This is a genomic window from Bacillus sp. 7_6_55CFAA_CT2, from assembly GCF_000238655.1.
Taxonomy (GTDB): Bacteria; Bacillota; Bacilli; order Bacillales; family Bacillaceae_G; genus Bacillus_A; species Bacillus_A cereus.
This window is the reverse complement of the sequence record NZ_JH414710.1, coordinates 713358-738875: the sequence shown is the minus strand read 5'-3', so window position 1 is coordinate 738875 and position 25518 is coordinate 713358. Positions and strand designations below refer to the sequence as shown.

Below are 25518 nucleotides of genomic sequence, written 5' to 3'. Positions count from 1 at the left end.
ACCTTCTTCCAATGTAAAATTGCTTATGTCTTCTATTTATTCCTTAACACAGAATTTATTTCATTTATGTCTGTGTGATTTTCTAAAAATTGTTTTTCTTTCTTTCTCAATTCCTTCATCCAACCATTAATCACTACTTCTGCTTTATCCCCTAAAGCATCTTGCATAGCTTGAAAAACAGGTGAATGTTGCTTATCAGCATACAATTGAATTTCTTTTTGAAGGCGATTTCCACCTAATACGTATGTAATAAATGGCTTCCAATGTGATAAATGAAAATGATCACATGTTTTTTGAAGGAGCGCAGACTCAATCGCTACTACGCTTTTCATTATGTCATCCGTCGTTTCATGCGCTTTTTGGTATAACATAATTTTGTGTTCATTTATCTCTTTAATTCCTTCAGCAAGTGCACGAATTAAAACAATATCACGATTCATAGACAATAAATAATAATATAGTCCACTATAGTAATCGCCTGCAAGTACTGTTAATTGACGACATTTATGGAATTCAATCTCTTCCTCGCCTGCTTTATTTGATACCCTTTCATGCGTATCAAGCGCAATTTGTACAAGCATAATTGTTACTACGTAATGCTCAATTTGTTCTATATGTAAGTTTGCACTCTTTAAAGCACCATATAACAATGCTATCTTTTCTTCATCAATAAATGGTTCTTCAATATAGTTTATAAAGTAAGGATGGCGTAATTTCTCCATCAATTTTTCTTTTATACCCGCATACCCTCCGTAGATGTCACACACAAAAAATCACCCTTGTTTTCTAATTCATAAAACTTATTATAACACATACACTCTATTTTCTATAACCAAAACTTGGCTACACCTGCCATTCATGTAAGCAATCTTTCTAATCTCACTCTGTCTAGTTAAAACTATATCATTTATTTACTAAAAAAAAAAAGAAAAAGCAGTTTCCCGCTTTTCTTTACTTCGTTTTAATAAACGATAAAATTTCACTGCGCGCTGCAGCATCATTTTCAAGCACACCACGCACTGCTGTCGTTACTGTTTTCGCACCTGGTTTTTTTACACCACGCATCGTCATACACATATGTTCTGCTTCTACTACCACCATTACACCATGAGGCTCTAGTACTTCCATAATAGAGTTCGCTACTGTTGATGTAATACGTTCTTGCAGTTGTGGGCGACGTGCAATTGTATCTACGGTACGAGCTAATTTACTTAACCCTGTCACCTTTCCACCTTGCGGAATATATGCAACGTGAGCAACTCCATAGAATGGAACTAAATGATGCTCACACATCGAATAAAATGGTATATCTTTTACTAGTACAAGCTCTTCGTGATCTTCTCCGAATACTTTATGCAAATGCTCTTTCGGATCTTCATGCATACCTGAGAACACTTCTGCGTACATTTTTGCAACACGCTTTGGTGTATCAAGTACTCCCTCACGATTTGGGTCATCCCCAATCGCCTCTAAAATAAGGCGTACTGCATGTTCAATTTGTTCTAAATTAACTTTTGCCATCCGCTAGCCCTCCCGAAAACCTAAAAGTGATACGAACACATTCTAGCATATTTATGTTTTTAAAAGCAAAAAGAAGAGTTCCCAAAAAGGAAACTCTTCTTCCCTGTTAATATGTAAGGATTATTTAACCGCATCTTTTAACGCTTTACCAGGTTTGAATGCAGGTACTTTACTTGCAGCGATTTCAATCTCCTCACCTGTTTGTGGGTTACGACCTTTACGAGCCGCACGCTCACGAACTTCGAAGTTACCGAATCCGATCAGTTGTACTTTATCACCTTGTTTTAAAGCTTCTAAGATAGAATCAAAAACAGCGTCTACTGCTTTTGTTGCGTCCTTTTTAGAAAGGGAACTTGCTTCTGCAACAGCATTGATTAAATCTGTCTTGTTCATGCCATTCACCTCCTCCCAAAGATAAGACTGTATAATGATCATAAAATGAGTCTTACTTTCATTTGTAGGCAATTTTTGCAAATTCTATACTACAAAGATGTAGATAAATCATTATCAACGCCTATATTATACGATTCTCCTTTATAATTCAATATTTTTAAGGAAATTGTTACTCTGAAAATGTGAAAATCTGATGAAACTTGACAATTTACAACAATGTATTAGATAATGACTGTTTATTTTTCTATTTTATAATCAAAAAAACAAAAAATCCCTCTACAGTGAGAGGGATTTTTTCTTATAGTATAATCGCAATTAATCCGCCAGATCCTTCATTAATAATTCTTTCTAGCGTTTCTTTTAATTTATATCTAGCATTTTCTGGCATTAAAGATAATTTCGCCTGAATTCCTTCTCGAACAATCGAGCTAAGTGAACGTCCAAATATATCAGAATTCCAAATTGATAACGGGTCATCTTCAAAATCTTGCATTAAATAACGAACTAATTCTTCACTTTGCTTTTCAGTACCAATAATCGGCTCAAACGTTGACTCTACATCTACTTTAATCATATGAATAGATGGCGCTACCGCTTTTAACTTCACACCAAACCTTGAACCGTGACGAATAATTTCTGGCTCATCTAAGCTCATATCCGCTAATGCAGGCGCTGCTACACCATATCCTGTTTGCTTAACCATACGCAGTGCATCCGCCACTTGATCGTACTCTATTTTCGCATGAGATAAATCGAGCATAAGCTTTAATAAATGATCTTTCCCTCGAATTTCTACTCCTACTACTTCTTTTAAAATCTGATCATATAATTCATCTGGCGCATATAAATCAATCTCCGCCACACCTTGCCCCATATCAATGCCAGCTAGGCTCGCTCGATCAATAAATTCATATTGACTAAACTGCCAAACAACGCGATCCACATCACGAAGACGTTTTATATCCTTCACAGTTTCTTGAACTGCTTCTTGATAACTTTGACGCAACCAATGCCCTTCATTTAGCACCATTACCCAGCTCGGAAGATTCACATTCACTTCTAATACAGGGAATTCAAATAGCGCTTCACGAAGTACATTATATACATCTGTTTCTCTTAAACTCTCCACACTCATTGCAATAACCGGGATATCATATTCTTCTGATAAACTTTGGCGTAATTGCTCTGTATCTGGATGATACGGCTGTACCGTATTAATTATCATAATGAAAGGTTTTCCTACTTCTTTCAACTCATTTACAACGCGTTCTTCTGCCTCTATATAATCTCTTCTTGGAATTTCACCAATTGTTCCATCTGTTGTAATTACAACACCAATTGTTGAATGTTCTTGAATTACTTTACGCGTGCCGATTTCTGCAGCTTCATGGAATGGAATAGGTTCTTCATACCAAGGGGTATTAATCATGCGCGGGCCATTCTCATCTTCATAGCCCTTCGCTCCAGGAACCGTATATCCAACACAATCTACTAATCGAATATTCACTTCAAGTCCTTCATCTACTTCGATAGAAACCGCTTGGTTTGGAACAAACTTCGGTTCCGTCGTCATAATTGTACGACCAGCAGCACTTTGAGGCAATTCATCCTGCGCTCTTTGACGGTCAGACTCATTCTCAATGTTTGGAATAACTACAAGTTCCATAAATTTTTTAATGAATGTTGATTTCCCTGTTCGAACAGCTCCTACAACTCCAAAATAAATATCACCGCCTGTTCGTTCTGCAATATCTTTAAAAATATCTACCTTTTCCAAGTGATTCCCTCCCTCAAAATTTTTGGGAATAATTCCGCGTTTATAGTCAACTAATACCTTCTCTAACGTTGCCTATAATATCTGATATAATATAATGGTATTCTAGAAGTTCGGACAATATATCATATAATTTTGTCCAATTTCATATGACTATTAAAAAATATCTTTTGTTTGCATCGTAAGTTGTATAACATAAAAAACCTTTCTTCTAGAACTTATTCACTAAAAGAAAGGTTCATGACTTATCATTTTAAAAAAATTGGTTCTCCGTCCTTTACTGTGTACGGTAAAGAATAAGCTGGTACAAACGGGGAACCTTTCGAAAGCATATTTCGAATATCTTCTCCCTCCGTAAACTGCCCTTCATTTCTTTTCAAAGCGTCATATAAGTCGATTCTATAATCAACAAAAACTTCTCCTTTTTCATTAATTACAAAAGGAAGTCCTTTACCAGAATATGGACTTGTCACTTGTGGCACATCTTTATATCCTAGTTTTTTGAAATCCAATTCATATACACCATCTGAAATTACTTTTTTAAAAGGTGGATATTGATGTTCATCACGATACATCCTAAGCTTTAAAGATAGTTCCTGAATTTGTTCAGCTATCCTAACATCAATTAACTTTACTGTTGGATTTGTTTCAACGTCTATTAATACGTATTGGTATACTCCTCCACTTTCATACGCATTCCCTGGCGCTTCTTGTATGTAACGCGGGGCAATCTGTTGAAAATCGATCGGATACTTTTGATAAATAGGTGTACTCATATCCCTCGTCTTAATTGGCAATATTCCATCATTTTGCTCCTTAAATGTCACAACAGCTTTTTGAACAACCTGTAGCTGATCTTCATAAGGAACCGCATTTTGCTTCATATTTTCTTTCGGATACAGACACCCAGTTAAAAGGCTCATACAACAAAATATTAAAATAATATGGAATTTTTTCACTACCATCACCTTTTCATACTAATCTAACTTGCTCCATATGTAGTATTTTCGAGACCATTCCATTTACTGCTGTACAGGTCCACTAAATACAACAAGAAAAATAACAATTCCTGACACAATCATAAGGGTGTACGCTACTAACGCTGTAATCCCTTTCAAAAATTTATTCTTTATTTTATGTCTACTTAATAAAATAAAACTTACTGCAAAAAACATAAATCCAATTGCCCCTAAAGCTAACCACATTTTCATAAGCCCTTCTGACATATACACACCCCTTTTTATTAATCTATTTTTATACTATTTTAACAAATTAAAATCTTTAAACAAATACAAAAAGAACTTTTTACTACAAATTGCGAATATGTAACTTTAATCAATAGGTTTTCCAGCATCTCTCACCAATCTAGACAAAAATAAAACCGAAGCGATTGTATCTCTCGCTTCGGTTGACCAAATATGCCCAAAAACAGCTCTATTCCCATTCTTTCATGGCTATCATATGCAATCTACAAACTCTTTGTTTCTCATAATTTATTTTTTAAACATTTTGCTTAACGAGCCAAAATCTGTTGGCATATTATTATTAATAATCGCTTTTACAATTTGATCCTCTTGCTCTTTCGGCACTTCACGTCCCGCCATAAGAGCCACTTGATGAATTAATTGACGAAGTACAGTTTCATCACGTAAATTCGCATTTTGCACGGATGATGCTAATTTAAAAATATCCTCTTTATTTACTTTCGCTTCCTTCTCAATATTATTAAAAATGTTATTATCCATTCTTTTCACCCTCTCCTCAAGTTACTCTTCATCCTATGCAAAAATGAAAAAATGGTGAAAAGACCCAAAAAATAAAAAAGCGACAGAAGTACAAATGTACTTCTGTCGCTTTTCTTTACAGTAAATCAGGTATAGCTTCCACTTCATGTTTTCGAACACGTCCCATCAATGAGCCTACCGCATCTTTTACGTTATTCCCATTGAACAGCACGTCATATAAAGCAGCTGTAATCGGCATTTCAACTTCCATTTTCTCTGCCAATTCATGAGCAGCTTTCGTTGTTCTTACACCTTCCACAACCATACCCATGCTTTCTAACACTTCTTCTAAAGAGTGTCCTTTTCCAAGCATATTTCCAGCGCGCCAATTTCGGCTATGAACACTTGTACAAGTTACAATTAAGTCTCCCATACCAGTTAGACCAGCAAACGTTAACGGATTCCCGCCCATTTTTCTTCCTAAACGAGCAATCTCTGTTAAACCACGTGTCATCAATGCCGCCTTTGCATTATCACCTAATCCAAGACCATCAGTTATACCAGCAGCTAATGCGATAATATTTTTTAACGCACCACCAAGTTCAACTCCAACGATATCTGGATTTGTGTATACACGGAAATAACTATTCATAAATAAATCTTGTACTTCCTCAGCCGCTTCCATACGCTTTGCTGCAGACGTAACTGTTGTCGCTTGTCGTAAACCGACTTCTTCAGCATGACTCGGTCCAGACAGTACAACAACATCTTTAATTAAGTGCTCTGGAATTTCTTCCTCAATCACTTCCGAAATACGTTTTGACGTACCAGGTTCAATTCCTTTGCTCGCATGAATCCAAGTAATTGGTTCAGTAACAATTTCTTTCATCTCTTGTAATACATCTCTGTACGCTTTCGTTGGTACTACTAGCAGTACTGTATTTACATCTACTAATGCTTCTTCTAAAGAAGAGTAGGCTACGATTGTGCTTGGCAATGTAATGCCTGGGAGATATCGACTATTCTCATGTTTCGTATTAATTTCATCCATAAGTTCTGGGCGATTTCCCCAAATACGTACATCATGTCCATTGTCAGCTAATACCATCGCTAACGCTGTTCCCCAGCTACCTGCTCCTACTACTGTGATTTTTGTCATAAAATCACATCCTCTCCATTAGTCTCTTGCTCTAGCGATAATGTGAATCGGCGTTCCTACGAAGCCAAATGATTCACGTAAACGATTCTTTAAGAAACGCTCATATGAGAAGTGCAATAATTCTGGATCGTTTACAAACACAACAAATGTCGGTGGTTTTACCGCAACTTGTGTTGCATAGAAAATTTTCAGACGGCTACCATTATGAGTTGGCGTCGGATTCATCGCTACCGCATCCATAATTACATCGTTTAATACGTTCGTTTGAATACGGATACTATGACTTTCATTTACCTCATCGATAACCGGTATTAATGTTTGTGTACGTTTTCTTGTTTTTGCAGATAAGAAAACAATTGGTGCGTATTCTAAGAATTGGAAATGAGCACGGATATTTTCTTCAAATGCTTTCATTGTTTTTTCGTCTTTTTTCTACTGCATCCCATTTATTTACAACGATAACAACAGCTCGCCCTGAATCATGAGCATATCCAGCGATTTTTTTATCTTGCTCAATAATTCCTTCTTCACCATCTAAAACGACTAAAACAACGTCAGAACGTTCAATCGCTCTTAGCGCACGAAGTACACTATATTTTTCTGTACTTTCATACACTTTTCCTTTTTTACGCATACCAGCTGTATCAATAATTACATAATCTTTTCCATCTTTACTATATGGTGTATCGACAGCATCACGAGTTGTTCCTGCTACATTACTAACAATTACACGCTCTTGACCAAGAAGAGCATTTACAAGTGATGATTTTCCTACGTTTGGACGTCCAATTAAAGAGAAACGAATTGTGTCTTCATCATATCCATCTTCTTCAATCTTTGGAAAATGTTGTGCAGCTTCGTCTAGTAAGTCACCTAACCCTAATCCGTGTGTACCTGAAATTGGGAATGGTTCACCAAATCCTAATGCATAAAAGTCATAAATGTCACTGCGCATTTCCGGATTGTCCACTTTATTTACTGCAAGTACAACCGGTTTATTTGAACGATATAAAATTTTTGCAACTTCTTCATCAGCTGCTGTTACACCGTCACGACCGTTTGTCATAAAAATGATAACATCCGCTTCATCAATTGCTACTTCAGCTTGTTGACGAATTTGTGTCAAAAACGGCTCGTCTCCAATATCAATTCCGCCCGTATCAATAATGTTAAATTCATGATTTAACCATTCTCCAGCGCTATAAATACGATCGCGCGTTACACCTGGAATATCTTCTACGATTGAAACTCTTTCTCCAACAATTCTATTGAAAATAGTAGATTTCCCTACGTTCGGGCGACCTACTATCGCTATTACTGGTTTCGGCATATACTTTCATCCTTTCAACTTGCTTCTGTTTATTATGTAAAAAACCCTTCTTTGTGCAAGAAGGGATTTGCATTCCAGAATATTTCTCAACGTATCAAAACACCTCACATTATAACACACGTTGCTAATGTTTCACAATAATATATACATTCTCTTGTAAGCGATGTGCAATACCATCTAAAATTGCCTCTAAATTATTTGCAACAAATTCTAGTTCCTCTGTCGATTCGCAAACGAATAAAGGAGCACCACCTGCAAATTTTTCTGGAGTCGTTGTTATAACTGCCAGAATAACACTTTCTAACATCATCTCTTATCTCCCCTTCCTTTCGGGGCTTCCGATGACATATGGACAGCACTTTCTAACGTTGGTACATTTCCTATGACACCTATCGCTTTCTCTGCATCTTGATCTTGCGGCAGGACAAAAATCCCAACCCTGCCATCCTCTAAATCACGCTTTGCTAACGGTACAAGCGCTGGTGTACCAGAATCTCTATAAATCCCTAACGCTACTGAAACATCGTGTAAAATAGCTTGTCGTTGCCCTAAATTTGAGATTGTAACCATCGCATCAATTGATTTCGGCTTTAAAATAAAACCCATACCATATTTCATAATTTCTTCTTGTCTTGCTGGCAATCCAATATTCATAATGTAAATATTATCAATATATAGCCCCGCCCCTTCAAACCGAAGCGGAACATGCTCGATATCAACAAGATCATGTAACCTTCTGCCAGACATTAATTTTTTCGCAATAAAAAATGCGATGATCGCCATAATTACTCCAGCAATCCACGAACGAAACCCTATATATGCAAACGTCGTCACAAACGACGTTAACATCGCCAAATAGTTGCGACTTTCAAAAACTAATGCAATTCCTTCAATGTATGTATTTCCACGCGGTACGAGCTCATACCCATCTAATTGTTGAAGCGTATTTCTTTCCATATTACGTACATCACGAAATTGTGTCGCTGCTAATGTAAGAAATGTAATGGCAGAAAAATCTTTTTTCAAAATAGACGGGATTGCAATCGCTCCTAAAGCAGCTGCAATTAACCCCATTGCAATATGAATAATTTTCCCATGTAGCCTCGTCGGATATTGCCGCGTATCCGTCCGAAGCATTAGCACCCTTGTAACTGTCCCCGCTATTACGCCGCATAAAATGGCTGGTGTATATTCAGTCATGTATTACCCTCGCCTTTCTTTTACGTGTTTTTCTCTTAAACCGTTCCATGTATACTGATGCTTTTGCAATCCAAAACAATATTGCCATGAATAATGTAGAAATGGCGACGATATCAAAAAATGCTAAACTACCGTAATCATATGGAAAATTCAATTTCCTAAAAATAAATGTCACTAGCAGCTCTCCTTGTAACATCCCTACATATAGAGAACATAATCGTAATATGCGATCTCCATGCAATAACACCGATGCATACACAAGAGCACTACTTAGCAGAAACACTCTATCCACCACAATCCAAATCGGATCATATATTTCTAACAGATGAAAACTTGTATATAACATTGCAATAATAAGCGCCGAAAGTAAGCTATATAATTTTTTCCAGACAGAATATAGCGTGATCCCTATAAAAGAAATAATACAAAGTAAAAGAGCATTTACTGATACCACGAATGAGGCGATCGTTACATGTAACGGAGAGCAAATTATAAAAATCAGTATACAAGCGCCTAACTTCCACCGAATAAGGTCCTTTTTCATAAAAAAGGTTACAATGATCCACCCTATCCAAGCTACAAAATAAAAAGTACTTCCATCCATCAACTTCACCTCCTATGTTTTCCATTATGGGAACTTTTTATGAAAGTTAATCCACTTTATTTACGCATAGTTTTTTCTTATAACAGCAACACTTTTAACAAGGAGGTGTTATTCATTATGGGTAAAGATCGCCAAGAACGAAAACTACGAGAATCACGCCGCGTTGAATCCGATCGTGATCAATCACTACAATATCCAGGTGCAACTGGACTTGATACACCAGAACAGGCTCGAAAACAAAACCAGCACTAATTAATGCAAAAAGACGGTTTCGATATTGTACGAAACCGTCTTTTACATAATCAGTTTAATGTTTTCTATTTATATTGAAATAATATTTTTCACACTATATCCTCCCATTACTTCTTTTTATCTTCACCTATTCCTATTAAAAATTAAGTTCTCTCCAGTAATTCGACAACACACCATCTACATTTTTCAACCCTTTTTCAATTGCAATTTTTACGAAATGATATTTTTATATAATACTAATTCCTTTCTCCACTTTATATTACGAAAAAGAATAGAACAAAAAAATCAACCGAACGGTTGATTTTTTATCTCCTACTATAATGCGCAGTATCAATACCACGCTGCATTAACCAATGATACGTTTCACCCTTTACAACAAGAGGTACAGATTGCAACTCTTCTATCGTTTTCGCACCAAGAGCTGTCATTATAAATTTCAAATCTGTATGTAGAAGCTCAATTTCATCCACTAACTTCTCGATACCATCTTGCATTAAAATACGTAAAAAGTAACCAGCAAACGCAGTTGTATTCGCCCCTAATGCGATCGCTTTCGCTACGTCAAGCGCTGTTTGTATGCCCCCAGATGCAATAAAAGAGAGGTTATTATTTGTAGAGGTTGCTTCAATAATCGAGGTTGCTGTTTGTATGCCCCAGTTATTAAAATAAGAAAGCATTCGCTGTCTTCTTTCATTTTCAACAGCAGCAAAATTCGTACCACCTTGCCCACCAATATCAATTGCTGTTACACCTACGTTCGCTAACTGCTGCACTGTTTCCTTACTCATCCCAAATCCAACTTCTTTTACAATGATAGGAACTTTACTATTTAAAACAATTTTCTCAATGCGCTGAAGTACTCCAGTAAAATCACGGTCTCCTTCTGGCATCGTTAACTCTTGTATGACATTTAAATGAATTTGCAATGCATTCGCTTCAATCATATCAACGGCACGCTCTGCCTGTTCGATTGTTGCCTCACTACCTAAATTAGCAAAGAAAATACCATTTGGATTTACCTTTCTGATCACCTTATAAGAAGCAGCTTCACTTTCATCTTTTAACGCCGCCATTTGCGAACCTACAGCCATAGCAAGGTTATGATGTTTCGCTACATATGCTAATTGCTCATTAATATGTAACGTTTTCTCTCCTCCACCACCAGTCATCGCATTGATAAAAATCGGCGAACTTAGTGAAAGTTCGCCGATTTTTGTTTCACATGTTATTGTGTCATAATTTGAATTTGGCAAGCTTTGATGCACAAAATCAATATCATGAAAGCCATGCGTACGAGACTGACCAGTAGAAAGAGCGTATTCAATATGATCTAATTTACGTTTTGCCCTTACCACTTGTACCCCTCATTATTTCTTTAATTTTTTCAGTTGTTCACCAATAATATCACTTAATTGGAAAGTAGCAGAATCAGCATTTGGCTCATACTGACTATAATCTTCAGTTACATTATTTTCCTCAAGCGCTTCTTTTATACTTAAAGAAATACGTTTCTCTGCTACGTGAACTTCAAGTACTTTCACTTTTACTTCTTGTCCCATTTCCAATACTTCATTCGGATTTTTCACGTGACGATTTGCAATTTGAGATACGTGTACAAGTCCTTCAACGCCCGGTAAAATCTCAACGAATGCACCAAATGTAACAAGGCGTTTTACTACTCCCTCACGAATATCTCCAGCTTTTATTTCGCCAGCAACGTTTTCCCAAGGTCCTGGTTGAGCTGCTTTAATTGATAAAGAAATACGTTGTGTATCAGCATCAACAGATAACACCTTTACCTTAACCTTTTGACCTTGCTCTAACACTTCAGAAGGTTGCTCTACACGTTCGTGTGAAATTTGTGAAATGTGAACTAAACCGTCCACTCCACCAACATTAACGAATGCGCCAAAGTCAGTTAATCGTTGTACTGTTCCTTCAACAACGTCCCCTTCTTTTAATGAAGAAATTGCTTCTTTTTTCTTAGAATCTAGTTCTAATTCTACTACCGCTTTATGTGAAAGGATTACACGATTTTTTTCACGGTCTAATTCAACAATTTTCACCGCTAATGTTTTACCTTTATAGTCAGTAAAGTCTTCTACATAATGTACTTCTACAAGTGAAGCTGGAATAAAACCGCGAACACCAAGGTCCACAACTAATCCGCCATTCACAATATCTTTTACAGTAACATCAAATACATGACCAGAAGTAAATTTCTCTTGTAGTTCTACCCATGCTTTTTCTGCATCAACAGCACGTTTAGATAAGACAAGATCATCTTCTTCTAATTTAATAATTTTCAACTCTAGTGTTTGATCTAATTCTACAACATCGCTTGCTTTTTCAATATGAACGTTAGCTAATTCACTAATTGGAATTACGCCATCTGTTTTGTATCCAACATTTACAAGCACTTGTTTCTCTTCAACCTTCGTTACAGAACCTGTAACAACGTCACCAACTTGTAATTCTTTTGAATCCATAACTTCTTCATTCATTTTCTCTACCATGGAAATACCTCCCTACAGAATTGACAAAGCATTTTTTATGTATATACGAAATGAAAACAAAGTTTTCATTTGCATGTTTAAGAATTTCTCATCACATACTCTTTTTCAATAACATTCACAAGAAAATATATTAAACCTATATAAATAGTATACAGCAAAACCAGCTTGAAAAAAGTATGTTTTGAAATATAATAGCGAATATATTCTGACAGTTTTATTCCTCTTTAACTAACTTCTTACAAATCAGCTCATTTGTCAAGGAAAGAGACTCACAATTCACGTATCCTTTACATTTCTATTTAAACAAAAAAAGAAAGAGGATTATCCCCTTTCTTTATTTCGCAAACACTTCAGAAACAATGCTCATAATTTTTTGGACAACTTCTTCAATTGATAAAGAAGTCGTATCTAATTCCAATGCATCATCAGCCTTTTTTAGTGGAGAAACTTCGCGTTCTGAATCTAATTTATCACGCTGAGCAATTTCTTCTTTTAGCTGCTCTAAATTAGAATCGAAACCTTTATTTAAATTTTCTAAATGCCTTCTTTCCGCTCTTTCTTCAACAGAAGCAAGCATAAAGATTTTCACTTCAGCATCCGGTAATACATGTGTACCAATATCACGGCCGTCCATTACAACGCCGCCTTTTTTCGCTAACTCTTGCTGACGACGTACCATTTCTTCACGAACAAGGCGATGTTTCGCTACAATAGATACTCGATTCGTCACATCAGGTGTACGAATTACTTCAGAAACATCTTGTCCATTTAAAAATACAAGCTGTGTATTTTCTCCTTGCTGAAACTCAATATTTACATTCTTTACAACTTCCATTAACTGCTCTTCATTTTCAATGTCTACTTTTTGTTGAAGGGCTGCATATGTAAGCGTACGGTACATTGCGCCTGTATCAATATAAACATAAGAAAGTTCCTTCGCAACAACTTTTGCCACTGTACTTTTCCCTGCAGCTGCTGGACCATCTATAGCAATTGAAATTCGTTTATCCATTGTAACACCTCATTTTTTCACTTATAAAACAAAACGAAAAGCAGGTGTTCACCCTGCTTCTTCTCATTTGCTTCGCGTCATTAAATCCTCAATTATTGTAGCATAATCCTTCATAGAAGAAAATGAAAACTACCGATTCACCTGCAAGATTTCCACTTTGTTTTTTACCATAACACCCTCATAATAAACAATTTTAGATAAATATTTCACTGATGACTTATGTATAAATAACAATTGTACAACAGAAAGACAAATGAATTGTATTATTAATATACGAATAAAAATTCTCTCCATCTTTTTCACCGTAATTTCTCCCTCCTATACTATATTTGCACATTTCGTTTCGTAATTTTATACATCGTACATATAGCAGTTAATTTTATTGTCATTTTCCAGGCATACTTTTATACATTTCCATTGTCGAATTTACTCAAAACATGTTATGTTCTAAATGTATTTTTTTACTTGAAAGGGGTATAAGCATTGAAAAGAATCCTAGTTTTACACACAGGTGGAACAATTGCAATGGAGGAAGATAAAGAAACTGGGGTCGTACAACCAGGTAAAAAAAATCCTCTTTTAAAATTCATTCCTGATTTAGAAGGCGATGTTGATTTAATCGTTGAAGATGTGTTCCATCTACCATCTCCTCATATGACACCGAGCGAAATGTTACAATTACAAGTCATCATTGATGAAAGAGTAAAACAAGACAACATTCATGGCGTAGTTATTACGCATGGTACGGATACATTAGAAGAAACAGCTTATTTCTTAGATTTAACAGTACAAGCAACTATTCCGATCGTAGTGACAGGTGCAATGCGTTCTAGCAATGAGTTAGGTGCTGATGGTCTATATAACTTCTTATCAGCTGTAAAAGTTGCTAGTTGTGATGAAGCTGCAGAAAAAGGTGTTTTAGTCGTATTAAACGACGAAATTCATTGCGCTACAAATGTAACGAAAACACATACAAGTAATGTCGCAACATTCCAAAGTCCACAATACGGACCAATTGGAATGGTAACAAAACGCGGCGTTGTCTTCCATCACGCTCTAGTACATCGCGAATCATATACGATAAATAAAGTGTCTAAAAATGTAGTTGTTCTAAAAGCATATGCTGGCATGGATGATACATTATTAGCAGCAATCGAAAATCTTCCTGTAGACGGCATTGTTATCGAAGCTCTTGGACAAGGTAATCTCCCTCCAAGAACACTACCTAGCCTAGAAAGATTATTAAATAAAGGTATTCCTGTCGTATTAGTTTCTCGCTGTTTCAACGGTATCGTTCAAGACGTATATTCGTATGAAGGTGGCGGTAAACACTTAAAAGATATGGGCATTGTATTCACATACGGCTTAAATGCACAAAAAGCACGCATTAAATTACTTGTTGCATTAGAGAATACAAATTCTCATGAATCCATTCAAAATATGTTTATGCACGAATAAAAAGGAGCTGTCGAGATTTTCCCGACAGCTCCTTTTTATTTTTCTCTTGATGCAATGGTTTGCGCAATCCCATCTCCATGAAATCTACCGTTCTCAATAAATATTTCATTTGCATTATTTCCAGCAGCAATGACACCTGCAATGAAAATATTTTCAGCATTCGTTTCCATTCTATCCTCTGTATAAATTGGACGTCCTGTTTCTTCATCAATCTGAACACCCATCTTCGTTAAGAAGCTATGATCAGGATGATAACCAGTCATCGCAAATACAAAATCGTTTTTGATTGTAAAAGCTTCACCATCAACTGTAAACGTTAATGTATGCTCAGTAATCTCTTTCACATGAGCTCCAAAATGCATTTGAATTGTACCGTTTCGTACTAACGCCTCAAATTCCGGCAAAATCCAAGGCTTTATGCTTGGTGAATACTCACTTCCACGATACAGTACCGTTACACGTGCACCAGATTTAACAAGTTCTAACGCGGCATCTACACTCGAGTTTTTCCCACCTATAACTACTACATCTCGATCAAAATAAGGATGCCCCTCTTTAAAATAGTGAGCTACTTTCTTCAATTCCTCACCTGGAACATTCATATAATTTGGATTATCATAATATCCAGTTGCTACAACAATATATTTCCCTATATACATTTCCTTACTTCCGTCACGCTTTGTCGTCTCAACCTGAAAAACTTCTCCATCTTTTTGAACTTTCTCCACTCGCTCAAAAGCATTTACACGTACAGATTTACGTTTTACTACTTCACGATAATACGCAAGCGCTTGATTTCGAAATGGCTTACGATTTTCTGTAATAAAAGCTACATCACCAATTTCTAATTTTTCACTAGAAGAGAAAAATGTTTGATGAGTTGGATAATTATAAATGGCATTTACAATGTTTCCTTTTTCAATTACTAACGGATTTATCCCTACCTTTTGCAACGAAATTGCAGCCGCTAATCCGCACGGACCGCCTCCGATTATAATAACTGTTTCTTTCTGCATACTCGTCCACTCCTAGTCTTCTACCAATGCACTATTTATAAAAACAAGAAAAAACCTACTTACAGCAGTAGGCACCTATCTTTATTGTATTCATTTTTCATATATTTGTCATCTAAACGAAACGTACATCCGATAGACATCTGCTAAAAACTGCTGAAATTTAATACCTTGTTTCCCTAATACATTCTCAGGATCAATCTTTCTAGCTGGATCAAGCGTTTTATGTGACACGATATCTTTTTTCGGATTTAAGCCAAAGTTTTGGCATAAATACGCATGATACCATGTAAAACGATTATACGCTTCCCAAAAGTTAACATCACCACCATAACAAAGTTCCACTCCAATGGCCGCCTTATTCGCGTCATAGCCATATAAGTCATTATCCGTCGGCACACCATATCGAACATGATACGCAACTTCATTTATAGGAATAATCTCCAATATTGTTTTATCATCTATAAATGTATGCGCCGAAGCTTTCGGTTGTAATTCATTAAAGTAATCTCGATTGCCTATCGCATTGCTTCCAGGATTCCCCGTATCATGGCTTACGATAAATCTCACTTTAGTCAGAGGAATCCCCGGTCGTGAACTTCCATATCCAATATAATTGCGCTCTATAGGAAACATCGCCATTGCTACCAACTCCCGCTCTAGAAGATTACCTTACTTCTTTATATATGTATTCGGTAGCAATGTCCTTATCGCATATTTCTTACGCGAAGAGAAAATCGAAAATATTTGAAGTGAACACCATAAACAACAAGATACTTACAGCCACTCCATAAAAACCGTAAAACCAAACACAATCTTCTTTCGTATCTAAACCGAAAAATTTATTTACCGATTGTAATAATGTGCCACGCTTACTTTGTTTGTTGCGTAATACTTCCACTCGCTCTACAACATCTGCTGGCATCATAAATCTTTGGTCTACTGTTATTTTCATCATTTATCTCTCCTTAAAATCATTTCCGTTTTGTTTATCTAAGGAGAGTATAGCACGTTTGTTCGTATAGAACAAGCGTTCTTTTTTATTTTTATTTTATTTTTCAGCAAGCCAAGTAAAAATTGAGATTACAACGGCAATAATCGGCCCTACTACAACCACACCAAATATCAGAAACAGTAGCCCTTCCCCGAACATCCGAACGGTACTTATTTTTCGAGCTTTCATCGTTCTTGCGAGTTCTCCCTCTAACCTCTTAACCTTTTCTTCTAATTGTTCTACTCGCTCCAGCATTTTATTCTCCATATACAACACCTCATTTAATACTTCAACAAAAAAACGTGATTCCCTCGAAAGGAAATCACGTTTTCTCAAGATATAATATTTTATACCCAACCTCTGAAGCGGCTTGCTTCAGCCATTTTACGAACACCAACCATGTACGCCGCTAAGCGCATGTTCACTTTACGAACTTGTGCTGTTTCATAAATAGAATCAAATGATCTTACCATTACTTTTTCTAAACGTTGTTCTACTTCTTCTTCAGTCCAGTAGTAACCTTGGTTATTTTGTACCCACTCAAAGTAAGATACTGTTACACCACCAGCACTTGCTAACACGTCTGGAACAAGTAAAATTCCGCGATCTGTTAAAATTTTAGTCGCTTCTAATGTTGTTGGACCATTTGCAGCTTCAACAACGATTTTCGCTTTAATATCATTAGCATTTTCTTCTGTAATTTGGTTCTCAATTGCAGCTGGAACTAAAATATCGCAATCAAGTTCTAACAATTCTTTGTTTGAAATTGTATTGTTAAATAGCTTTGTTACTGTACCGAAGCTATCACGACGGTCTAATAAATAATCAATATCTAATCCGTTTGGATCATGTAACGCGCCGTAAGCATCTGAGATTGCAATAACTTTCGCACCTGCATCATGCATAAATTTAGCTAAGAAGCTACCAGCATTACCGAATCCTTGAACAACAACGCGTGCACCCTTAATATCAATGCCACGTTTTTTCGCAGCTTCGCGAATACAAATTGTTACACCTTTCGCTGTTGCTGTTTCACGTCCATGTGATCCACCTAGTACAAGCGGTTTACCTGTAATAAATCCTGGTGAATTAAATTCATCAATACGGCTATACTCATCCATCATCCATGCCATAATTTGAGAGTTTGTGAATACATCTGGAGCTGGAATATCTTTCGTCGGTCCTACGATTTGGCTAATTGCTCGTACATAACCGCGGCTTAATCTTTCTAACTCACGGAATGACATTTCACGTGGATCACAAATAATTCCACCCTTACCTCCACCATATGGTAAATCAACAATACCACATTTTAAACTCATCCAGATTGAAAGTGCTTTCACTTCATTTTCTGTTACATTCGGATGGAAGCGAATTCCACCTTTCGTTGGACCAACAGCATCATTATGTTGCGCACGATATCCTGTAAATATTTTAACAGTCCCGTCATCCATACGAACTGGTATTTTCACTGTCATCATACGAATTGGTTCTTTTAATAATTCATATACTTCGTTTGGATAACCCAATTTTTCTAACGCTTCACTAATAACAATTTGTGTTGAATTCAATAGTTCAAAATGTTGTTCCCTTTGTTGTTGTGTTTTTGTTTGAGTTCCCTTTTCGGCTACCATAGTAAGTAAACCCCCTGTAATTTCACTTGTTTAGTAAACCTTCATTGCCTAGTATACACCCTTAAATTTGGAATGCAATAGAAAACGCTAACAAATATATACAAACTATTTTCTTTTGCAAGCGTTTTCACTATTATTATAGTCCTTTTATTACTTTTAGAAAAGTAAAATACTTAAATATTTAAATATTTTTTATTTTCATCAACCACACTCCTATAAAACTGCATATTTTATTTTCAAAAAGTATGTTCGAGTATTTACAATCATCCCTACCCTTCTCCAAATAAAAACAAAACCTCAGCTATGTTGTATTAGCTGAGGTTTTGTTTTTTCACAAAGTAATTGTGTATTTGCTCTATCGCGTTAACATCCATTAATTCTTTACCGTACTCCATGATGCGATAAATGGTTGCTGTAGACGGATTACCGTATTCCGCTAAAATAGCTATAAAATCCGCCTTTAACAATTGAATTTGTTCCTCTTCTTCCACCCAAAGATAGAAGCGCTCATCCCACGTATATAGCTTTCCGCCAGTTACACCAAGGTTATATAAGCGATTCGACAGGTTAATTACGTCATCTAGCGTAGCAAACTCATATAATATATGCTCACTTTCATCTAGAGTCACTTGCATTTCAATAAACTCGTCACGGAACTCATCATCTGTATCCATTTCTTGATTTTCTTTCGTTACAATTACAACCATCCCTTGTGCTTGTAGAGAAAACACTTCAACTGCAATCGGACCATCTGCTTCAAACCCTAATTCCTTATTTGCTTCTTGCATCATATCACGAAATAATTGCTGTACTTTCGGTGCATTTCTCCATAAATCTTCTTTCGTTAATCCTCGTTCAGATAAATCATCAAATGTTAGAAAAATTTTTATCTTATTGTAATTTAATCGTTCCAGCCTCATCTCATACCCTCCCTACGTAACCAATGCATCTAATTTTTATTATATGAAATAGAAAATAGATGGTTCTTTTCGAACAACTATTCCGACATTTTTAACCATCCATCCCATTCTTCTTTCGTATCACCAATTAAGATTGTTTCAATGTCCAACTGGTTTAGAACGCCTAGCTTTCCGATAAATCCAACAGAAAGAGATTCCCTTTTTTCTTGTAATAAATTTATAAAGTTCATCGTCTTTTTCATTTCTTGTTCGTCAGCAAAAGATATAAATACATATTTCGGCTGTATTTCCTCTACCGCTGATAACATACCATCTTCAGCTAAGCTTGTCCTAATATATATCGCCTCATATCCTTTTAAGCGTAAATAAGTTGAAAAAATAAATCCTTTCAATGCATCCTTTTCTAACACAATAACTTTGTGTAAAGAGGAAAACATTGAGGCATTGTGATACACCATCCCTAGACGCGTTTGTAAAAATGATAGTGCATATTGAAATTGCACCATTGAAATCTCATTATTATTTTTTGACGTTAATAATTTGTCTGTCACTCGAAGAACAATACTGGCAACAACCTTCTCTGTTGAATATATACTAAAAGCTTCGTTTAATAATGCAGCAATTGTAATTTCATCAAATTTTAACAAAGCTTGTAGCAAATCGTCCACTAAAACAACTTCTTTATCGAAATGTATCTCTTTTTGAACTGTACTCTGCAAACGATTTTCTTCTAATAATTGAACTGCTTGTCCAATCATCATACCGGAAGAAACTTTTTCCATTAACCATTTTAAAATTTGAATATGCTCTTCTGTATATAAACGATGCCCAGCTTGATTCCGCTTTGGGGCAATAATTTGATATCGTCTTTCCCATGCACGAAGCGTACTCGGCTGAACTCCAATTATATTCGAAACGGCTTTTATATTGTATTTCCCATTAAGAGTTGGCATCATTTCCCTCCGCACAATGTAATGATGTGTGTTTGAGCAGGTGCTCGGAAACGAAGTGGTATCAATGTTGTTCCATACCCATTACTAACAAAGAGAATCGTATTTAAATGGTTATATACGCCACCTTTTAAATATTTTTTAGATGGGAATAATCGGATTTGCCCTCCATGCGTATGTCCACTTAAGACAAGTGAAATCTGTTCATTTCCAGACATTTTTTTTATTATATCAGGGTTGTGACTAACTAGGATACGAAAACCATCTTCTTTACAATCCGCCAATGCCAAATCTAGACGATCACGGTGCACTCCAACATCATCTATACCGAGCAAACAAATTTTCTCGCCTAATTCAGACTCAAATACCACTCTTGTATTATCTAAAACTTTTACGTTATTTTCTAATAATAACGCATCTAATTCATGATATTCTATCTCATAATCATTGTTTCCCCACACAAAATATACAGGAGCTATCTCTCTTAACTTTTGAATATTCGCAGAGATTTTTGATAAAGAGACACCTTTCTCTGCTAAATCTCCTCCGATAATTACGAGATCTACTTTTCCTTTTACTTGTTCAATTAACAAATTCGAAATGACTCTTCTATGAATATCAGAAATAAAAAACACATTTACTTTTTGAAAACTTTTCGGAAATTCTTTAAATACTAAAGTATGTTCCAACACCGTATTACGCATCGCTTCTTTATACATCACAAGAAGCAATAAAATCCCCATGCCTATGAGAGTACTGAATAATATAATCCATATCATATTTTTGACTCCCCTCCTCATAAAGATAATCCTAGGCTTTTATAACAAACTGTGATCGCTTAACTCACTAGCTTTCTTGCTTTGTGGACTTATCTTTTATCGGAATTTTTAATTCTTCACCTGCACTCACTTCATCGTCTTGCAAGTTATTATACTTTTTAATTACTTCAATTCCATTTCCATCTGAAAAATATTGCTTCGCTATACTTTCTAAAGTTTCTCCCTCTTTCACAGTATGCGTTATTACTTTTTCAGAATGTTTCTGCGACTCAGATTTAGCTGAATCAAAGAAGATTACTTCAAACGCACTTTTTCCGGCATTATTACTATCACCCTTCACCTGAATATATTTATCCGTGTACCACAAAATACTAATCGGCAGCAGAATGAATAGAAATGTTAAAACCCGGACGAAAATGTGATTTATTTTAAACTTTTGTTTTTTTCTTTATTTCTATGAATTTCACTACGCGGCGGTAAACTTTCTTTTTCTTCCACTCGCTCAACTTCTAATTCCTCTTCAAAATCAGGAATTCGTTTCCTCATGTTGTTCACCACCACCTTCCATTTATTTTCTTAATTGGAGTCCCATTATAAAATCAACAAGAAAGTGTGCAAAGATTGTTATAAACAAATTTCCTGTCCATTCAAATACATAACCAAAGACAAAACTAATGAAACAGACGAAACAAAACAAAAATGGCTTTGTTATATAACGAATATGTAACACTGCAAATACGAAGCTCGCAATTACAATTCCAAAATGAGTCTGTACTACACCTCTGAATAAAAATTCTTCTGCAAAACCAATTAAGAACGTAATAACGAGTAAGTGTAGAACGGACATTCCTCGAAACATCTTATCGTTAATACCACCATCATCAAACCAAGACTCCGGAAACACTCGCATTGCAACATAATCTAATAACACAATACCAATCGCTAACAAACCACCTATAATAAGTATAGATACTGGTTCCCATTTCCATAAATTAAAGACTTCTTTTACATCTTGAAATAATATATATGCCAGTAAACAGCCAATACCGATAATAATTAACTGTGTTATATATAGATTCAGCCTTATTTCCTGCGGACTCATATCTTCAACATTATGCCTTTGAATGTTCATCATTCCTCCATCTTTTCTAGGCCGAAAAGCTTTTGTAACTCTGTTTCCCAATTATAGTCGAAATCCGATTGTTGCGCTCGTCTTTTTTTATAATCTTCTTTTATAATACCGCAATAATCGCAGCAATTAATTAACTCTTGCTCTTTCCTATAACCGAACTGTTGCAGCACATATTCACGTCTACATCCTTTAACTTGTATCCATGACTTCATATTTTCTAGCTCACTATATTTATTACGCAACCTTATTTCTACTTCAGCTATTAATCGGTTCATAATTTCATCTGACAAACCTTCTAATAATAATCTTCGTTGTTGTATAATTCCAACCTGTTCGAGATGATAACGAACGAAACGCCAATATTGCTCATTAAATCTTGCTGCATTATAACAAATTTCTTCTACATCTTCTATTGGTAATTCTTTCGTTTGAAACATTCTTTCTTGTAGTAAAGAAAATAAAAATTGTATTTGTGACTTACTTGGCAATTCATCCTCAATGATTGAAATTGGTAAATCATGATCCAACGGACTACATAATAAAATAGCTATACTCGGTTCGCCATCTCTTCCAGCTCTTCCGATTTCTTGTAAGTAAGAAGCTATATTAGTTGGATAATGAAAATGAATAATATATCGCGTATTCGCCTTATTTACCCCCATACCAAATGCACTTGTGCATATTACAAGTTGCAGTTGATCGTTCATAAACTGCTGTTGAATTAACATACGCTCTTCATGTTCCATACCACCATGATAAAAAGCTACACCAGTAACACCTTTTCCTCTCAAGTATTCCGTTAACCTTTCTGTCCACGCTCTACTTGAGCAATATACAATCCCCGGCCCTTGTAAATACATCACCTGCTCTAAAAGCGCCTCTTTCTTTTCTTCTATCGTCTCTACAAATTGCACATCCATTGCAATATTAGGACGGTCAATAGAGTATACATGTTCCGCGGCACCCTTTAAATTTAAACTATTTGCGATATCCTGCAGTACCTCTTTTGTCGCTGTGGCTGTCAATGCTAATACTGTAGGAGAACCAATATTTTCAATAACTATATTTAGTTTTTTATAGTCCGGTCTAAAATCATAACCCCATTGAGAAATACAATGAGCCTCATCAACAACAAATAATGAAATATGAATTTTCTTCAATTCCCTAATTAATAACTCCGACTGTAACATCTCTGGTGAAACAAAAATAAATTTATATGAAGATAATTTTTTCATCGCTTCTCTTTTTTCATTTAATGTCCGAAAACTATTAAATGCTATTACTCGGTTTTTCACAACATACTTTAATTGTGTTACTTGATCTTCCATTAAAGATAATAACGGTGATACAACAAGCACTGTTCCTTCTCGCATAAGCCCCGGAAACTGATAGCACATAGATTTCCCTCTTCCAGTCGGAAGCATTGCTATCACATCTTTTCCTTCTAATAAATCTGTAATAACTCCTTTTTGACCTGGACGAAATTCAGAATATCCAAACCACTTATATAAATATTCTTCAAGTTTCATTTACACCCTCCATCCGCGCTAATACAAGACGAACTTCAAAATAAGAGATCTCTTCTCCAACCGCTTGTTTCAAAACACGTAACTTCCGCGTTTGCAATGCTTCAATTACTTTTATTACTTTGTCTATCTTTTCTTTTTCCATAAACATTTCAATAGAAAAATCTTTTTCTTCGCAAAGCAATTTCAACAAAATGATCTTCTATCGTTGCAACCTTTAAATTCCGAATCGTCGCTATTTCTTCTAAAGAACGTCCTTGTCTCCAAAAATTATATGTTTTTTTCGTCGATAAACTAAATAATTCAGCTCTCTCATTTGGATAAGATATAATTTCAGCTAATAGTGGAAATTCATTTTCTTTATCACGAACTTCTTGTATAAAGAAATGCATTGTACCCCAAAATAAAAAATACACTCTGAATATATCTTGTTTCGTAATTTCTGCTAATTGTTGCAATGTACAACCAATACGTTCATAACCCGTTAGTCGATATGTTACAATCGTCGCTTCTATCGTATTGCTCTTTTCTAAAAGATTATGTACTTCCGTCCATAGTTTTCTCGCCAACTCACTTCTCTTATATGGTATTCCTGTTAGAAAACGTTTCACCCACATCATTATTTCTGTATCTTGCTGAATTGGGATAAACTTCGTATTATTCTGTTGTAAATTTGATATAGTTTGAATAATTAATGATAATCTTTTCCAAAATGTTTCACCTAATTCACCATAATGTAAACCATGCAAATGCGCCGGAAAAGCATAAACTTCCTCCCATTTATGTAACTGCATTTTACCCGTAGGTGTTAACATATATGTATTTTCATGTATTTCTTGAATAAAATTCGCTTGCAACAACTTTGCAACTTCACCATCATAGTCATTTCTATTCAATGATTTGTATATTCCGAACAAAAAAGAAATTCGGAACATATTTCCATCTTGTAAAGTTTGCGAAGAACGTTTGCCCTTTAGTAAATAATAAATAGAAGAAACGGTTCTTTCACCATTCAATTGTTTTAAACAATGCAACAAAGTATATTGTATTTGCATGACCGCTTCCACCTTCCAATCTTAACTTCATTCTTTTCAGTACAATTACACTATCTACTTTCGCTCATTAAACTTATCATATGAGAACTATATACTTGTATATATTCTATTGTATCAAACGAAATCATATTTACGTATTTTGAAAATCTTATGACATAATTCAAAAATAAGTTGACACTCTAATTGATAAGCATTATCATTATAATTTTATGTTGAAAAGTTTTACAAACCGTTTTACAATAAGGTTATAATTTTTATGGCGAGCTTTTCACATACATATTATCAGGAGGGAAAAAAGATGGCAAAATATACAATCGTTGATAAAGATACTTGTATTGCATGTGGTGCTTGTGGCGCTGCTGCACCAGACATTTATGACTATGATGATGAAGGTATTGCATTTGTAACATTAGATGATAACCAAGGTATCGTTGAAATTCCAGATGTATTAATTGAAGATATGATGGATGCATTCGAAGGCTGTCCAACTGACTCAATTAAAGTTGCTGACGAATCATTCGACGGAGACGCTTTAAAATTCGAATAGTCTTTTATTAACTTCAAAAAATGCC

The 25518-nt window shown here is 35.5% G+C and carries 28 protein-coding genes and 3 pseudogenes; 3 read left to right on the top strand and 28 right to left on the bottom strand.

Features of this window, described 5'->3' with window-relative positions; all coding sequences use genetic code 11:
• Nucleotides 1-32 precede the first annotated feature (32 nt).
• The 12 genes and pseudogenes from HMPREF1014_RS19510 to HMPREF1014_RS19455 form a co-directional block, all read right to left on the bottom strand.
• Nucleotides 33-767 carry a heptaprenyl diphosphate synthase component 1 gene (locus HMPREF1014_RS19510; RefSeq protein WP_000332850.1) on the bottom strand — a complete coding sequence of 245 codons (735 nt, stop codon included), beginning with the start codon at nt 765-767 and terminating at the stop codon, nt 33-35.
• A 184-nt stretch (nt 768-951) separates the two neighbouring features.
• A complete protein-coding gene (gene folE, locus HMPREF1014_RS19505) occupies nt 952-1521 on the bottom strand; it encodes a GTP cyclohydrolase I FolE (RefSeq protein WP_001151482.1) in 570 nt (189 codons plus the stop codon).
• Nucleotides 1522-1641: 120 nt separating this feature from the next.
• Nucleotides 1642-1914 (bottom strand): HU family DNA-binding protein, encoded by a 273-nt coding sequence (locus tag HMPREF1014_RS19500; RefSeq protein ID WP_001043860.1) that lies wholly within the window; start codon nt 1912-1914, stop codon nt 1642-1644.
• 298 nt (nt 1915-2212) lie between these two features.
• Complete coding sequence (gene spoIVA, locus HMPREF1014_RS19495) at nt 2213-3691, bottom strand: stage IV sporulation protein A (RefSeq protein WP_000416519.1); 1479 nt, start codon at nt 3689-3691, stop codon at nt 2213-2215.
• Between the two features lie 245 nt (nt 3692-3936).
• Nucleotides 3937-4647, bottom strand: coding sequence for a YphF family lipoprotein (locus HMPREF1014_RS19490; protein ID WP_000713406.1), 711 nt, complete (start codon nt 4645-4647; stop codon nt 3937-3939).
• Between the two features lie 63 nt (nt 4648-4710).
• Nucleotides 4711-4914 carry a DUF2768 domain-containing protein gene (locus HMPREF1014_RS19485; RefSeq protein ID WP_001289004.1) on the bottom strand — a complete coding sequence of 68 codons (204 nt, stop codon included), beginning with the start codon at nt 4912-4914 and terminating at the stop codon, nt 4711-4713.
• 267 nt (nt 4915-5181) lie between these two features.
• Nucleotides 5182-5433 (bottom strand): stage VI sporulation protein F, encoded by a 252-nt coding sequence (locus tag HMPREF1014_RS19480; RefSeq protein ID WP_000369754.1) that lies wholly within the window; start codon nt 5431-5433, stop codon nt 5182-5184.
• A 115-nt stretch (nt 5434-5548) separates the two neighbouring features.
• Nucleotides 5549-6571 carry an NAD(P)H-dependent glycerol-3-phosphate dehydrogenase gene (locus HMPREF1014_RS19475; RefSeq protein ID WP_000161763.1) on the bottom strand — a complete coding sequence of 341 codons (1023 nt, stop codon included), beginning with the start codon at nt 6569-6571 and terminating at the stop codon, nt 5549-5551.
• Between the two features lie 18 nt (nt 6572-6589).
• Nucleotides 6590-7901: pseudogene (gene der, locus HMPREF1014_RS19470) on the bottom strand (ribosome biogenesis GTPase Der).
• A 124-nt stretch (nt 7902-8025) separates the two neighbouring features.
• Entirely contained in the window at nt 8026-8211 is a 186-nt protein-coding gene (locus HMPREF1014_RS19465; protein WP_000979059.1) for a capping complex subunit for YIEGIA, read from the bottom strand.
• The gene (locus tag HMPREF1014_RS19460) at nt 8208-9101 is read right to left on the bottom strand and encodes a YIEGIA family protein (protein WP_000141601.1); all 894 of its coding nucleotides are present in this window, start codon (nt 9099-9101) and stop codon (nt 8208-8210) included. Before HMPREF1014_RS19460 ends, HMPREF1014_RS19465 begins: the two co-directional genes overlap by 4 nt.
• Nucleotides 9094-9705: a YphA family membrane protein gene (locus tag HMPREF1014_RS19455; protein WP_000349095.1), complete on the bottom strand. Its 612-nt coding sequence runs from the start codon at nt 9703-9705 to the stop codon at nt 9094-9096. The genes HMPREF1014_RS19460 and HMPREF1014_RS19455 overlap by 8 nt, the downstream gene beginning before the upstream one ends.
• Nucleotides 9706-9822: 117 nt before the next feature.
• Here HMPREF1014_RS19455 and HMPREF1014_RS31365 point away from each other — a divergent pair, with 117 nt between their 5' ends.
• Nucleotides 9823-9957: a YpzI family protein gene (locus tag HMPREF1014_RS31365; RefSeq protein WP_000513900.1), complete on the top strand. Its 135-nt coding sequence runs from the start codon at nt 9823-9825 to the stop codon at nt 9955-9957.
• A gap of 305 nt (nt 9958-10262) precedes the next feature.
• Here HMPREF1014_RS31365 and HMPREF1014_RS19445 read toward each other — a convergent pair whose 3' ends face one another.
• The 4 genes from HMPREF1014_RS19445 to HMPREF1014_RS31720 form a co-directional block, all read right to left on the bottom strand.
• The gene (locus HMPREF1014_RS19445) at nt 10263-11312 is read right to left on the bottom strand and encodes a type 2 isopentenyl-diphosphate Delta-isomerase (RefSeq protein ID WP_000251037.1); all 1050 of its coding nucleotides are present in this window, start codon (nt 11310-11312) and stop codon (nt 10263-10265) included.
• A 12-nt stretch (nt 11313-11324) separates the two neighbouring features.
• Nucleotides 11325-12473 carry a 30S ribosomal protein S1 gene (rpsA, locus tag HMPREF1014_RS19440; RefSeq protein ID WP_000229559.1) on the bottom strand — a complete coding sequence of 383 codons (1149 nt, stop codon included), beginning with the start codon at nt 12471-12473 and terminating at the stop codon, nt 11325-11327.
• A 334-nt stretch (nt 12474-12807) separates the two neighbouring features.
• Entirely contained in the window at nt 12808-13485 is a 678-nt protein-coding gene (gene cmk / locus HMPREF1014_RS19435) for a (d)CMP kinase (RefSeq protein WP_000361256.1), read from the bottom strand.
• A gap of 129 nt (nt 13486-13614) precedes the next feature.
• Nucleotides 13615-13788, bottom strand: a complete 174-nt coding sequence (locus HMPREF1014_RS31720; protein ID WP_000738057.1) for a YpfB family protein — start codon at nt 13786-13788, stop codon at nt 13615-13617.
• 180 nt (nt 13789-13968) lie between these two features.
• Between HMPREF1014_RS31720 and ansA the strand changes: the two genes are divergently transcribed.
• Nucleotides 13969-14943: an asparaginase gene (gene ansA, locus HMPREF1014_RS19425; protein ID WP_000822026.1), complete on the top strand. Its 975-nt coding sequence runs from the start codon at nt 13969-13971 to the stop codon at nt 14941-14943.
• Between the two features lie 35 nt (nt 14944-14978).
• Here the strand turns inward: ansA and HMPREF1014_RS19420 are convergent, their stop codons facing one another.
• From HMPREF1014_RS19420 to HMPREF1014_RS19365, 12 genes and pseudogenes are all read right to left on the bottom strand, one after another.
• On the bottom strand, nt 14979-15959 hold the full coding sequence (locus HMPREF1014_RS19420) for a YpdA family putative bacillithiol disulfide reductase (protein WP_001168512.1): 981 nt from the start codon (nt 15957-15959) through the stop codon (nt 14979-14981).
• A gap of 108 nt (nt 15960-16067) precedes the next feature.
• Nucleotides 16068-16598 carry a peptidoglycan recognition protein family protein gene (locus tag HMPREF1014_RS19415; RefSeq protein ID WP_001240655.1) on the bottom strand — a complete coding sequence of 177 codons (531 nt, stop codon included), beginning with the start codon at nt 16596-16598 and terminating at the stop codon, nt 16068-16070.
• A 79-nt stretch (nt 16599-16677) separates the two neighbouring features.
• Nucleotides 16678-16914, bottom strand: a complete 237-nt coding sequence (locus HMPREF1014_RS19410) for a DUF3961 domain-containing protein (protein ID WP_009327304.1) — start codon at nt 16912-16914, stop codon at nt 16678-16680.
• Between the two features lie 93 nt (nt 16915-17007).
• The gene (locus tag HMPREF1014_RS19405) at nt 17008-17217 is read right to left on the bottom strand and encodes a hypothetical protein (protein ID WP_000428474.1); all 210 of its coding nucleotides are present in this window, start codon (nt 17215-17217) and stop codon (nt 17008-17010) included.
• 80 nt (nt 17218-17297) lie between these two features.
• The gene (gudB, locus tag HMPREF1014_RS19400; protein ID WP_000225173.1) at nt 17298-18584 is read right to left on the bottom strand and encodes an NAD-specific glutamate dehydrogenase; all 1287 of its coding nucleotides are present in this window, start codon (nt 18582-18584) and stop codon (nt 17298-17300) included.
• 311 nt (nt 18585-18895) lie between these two features.
• A complete protein-coding gene (locus HMPREF1014_RS19395) occupies nt 18896-19504 on the bottom strand; it encodes a genetic competence negative regulator (RefSeq protein ID WP_001235402.1) in 609 nt (202 codons plus the stop codon).
• A gap of 77 nt (nt 19505-19581) precedes the next feature.
• Complete coding sequence (locus tag HMPREF1014_RS19390) at nt 19582-20457, bottom strand: MerR family transcriptional regulator (RefSeq protein WP_001142650.1); 876 nt, start codon at nt 20455-20457, stop codon at nt 19582-19584.
• Nucleotides 20457-21233 (bottom strand): metallophosphoesterase, encoded by a 777-nt coding sequence (locus HMPREF1014_RS19385; protein WP_000637797.1) that lies wholly within the window; start codon nt 21231-21233, stop codon nt 20457-20459. The genes HMPREF1014_RS19390 and HMPREF1014_RS19385 overlap by 1 nt, the downstream gene beginning before the upstream one ends.
• A gap of 67 nt (nt 21234-21300) precedes the next feature.
• Nucleotides 21301-21779: pseudogene (locus HMPREF1014_RS19380) on the bottom strand (LysM peptidoglycan-binding domain-containing protein).
• A 22-nt stretch (nt 21780-21801) separates the two neighbouring features.
• Entirely contained in the window at nt 21802-22365 is a 564-nt protein-coding gene (locus HMPREF1014_RS19375) for a CPBP family intramembrane glutamic endopeptidase (protein ID WP_001025780.1), read from the bottom strand.
• Complete coding sequence (gene recQ, locus HMPREF1014_RS19370) at nt 22365-23894, bottom strand: ATP-dependent DNA helicase RecQ (RefSeq protein WP_000762967.1); 1530 nt, start codon at nt 23892-23894, stop codon at nt 22365-22367. The genes HMPREF1014_RS19375 and recQ overlap by 1 nt, the downstream gene beginning before the upstream one ends.
• Nucleotides 23884-24946, bottom strand: a pseudogene (locus HMPREF1014_RS19365) (YpbB family protein). Before HMPREF1014_RS19365 ends, recQ begins: the two are co-directional and overlap by 11 nt.
• Before the next feature lie 298 nt (nt 24947-25244).
• On the opposite strand from HMPREF1014_RS19365, the gene HMPREF1014_RS19360 reads away from it, so the two are divergent.
• Entirely contained in the window at nt 25245-25493 is a 249-nt protein-coding gene (locus HMPREF1014_RS19360) for a ferredoxin (protein WP_001151993.1), read from the top strand.
• Nucleotides 25494-25518: the final 25 nt, after the last annotated feature.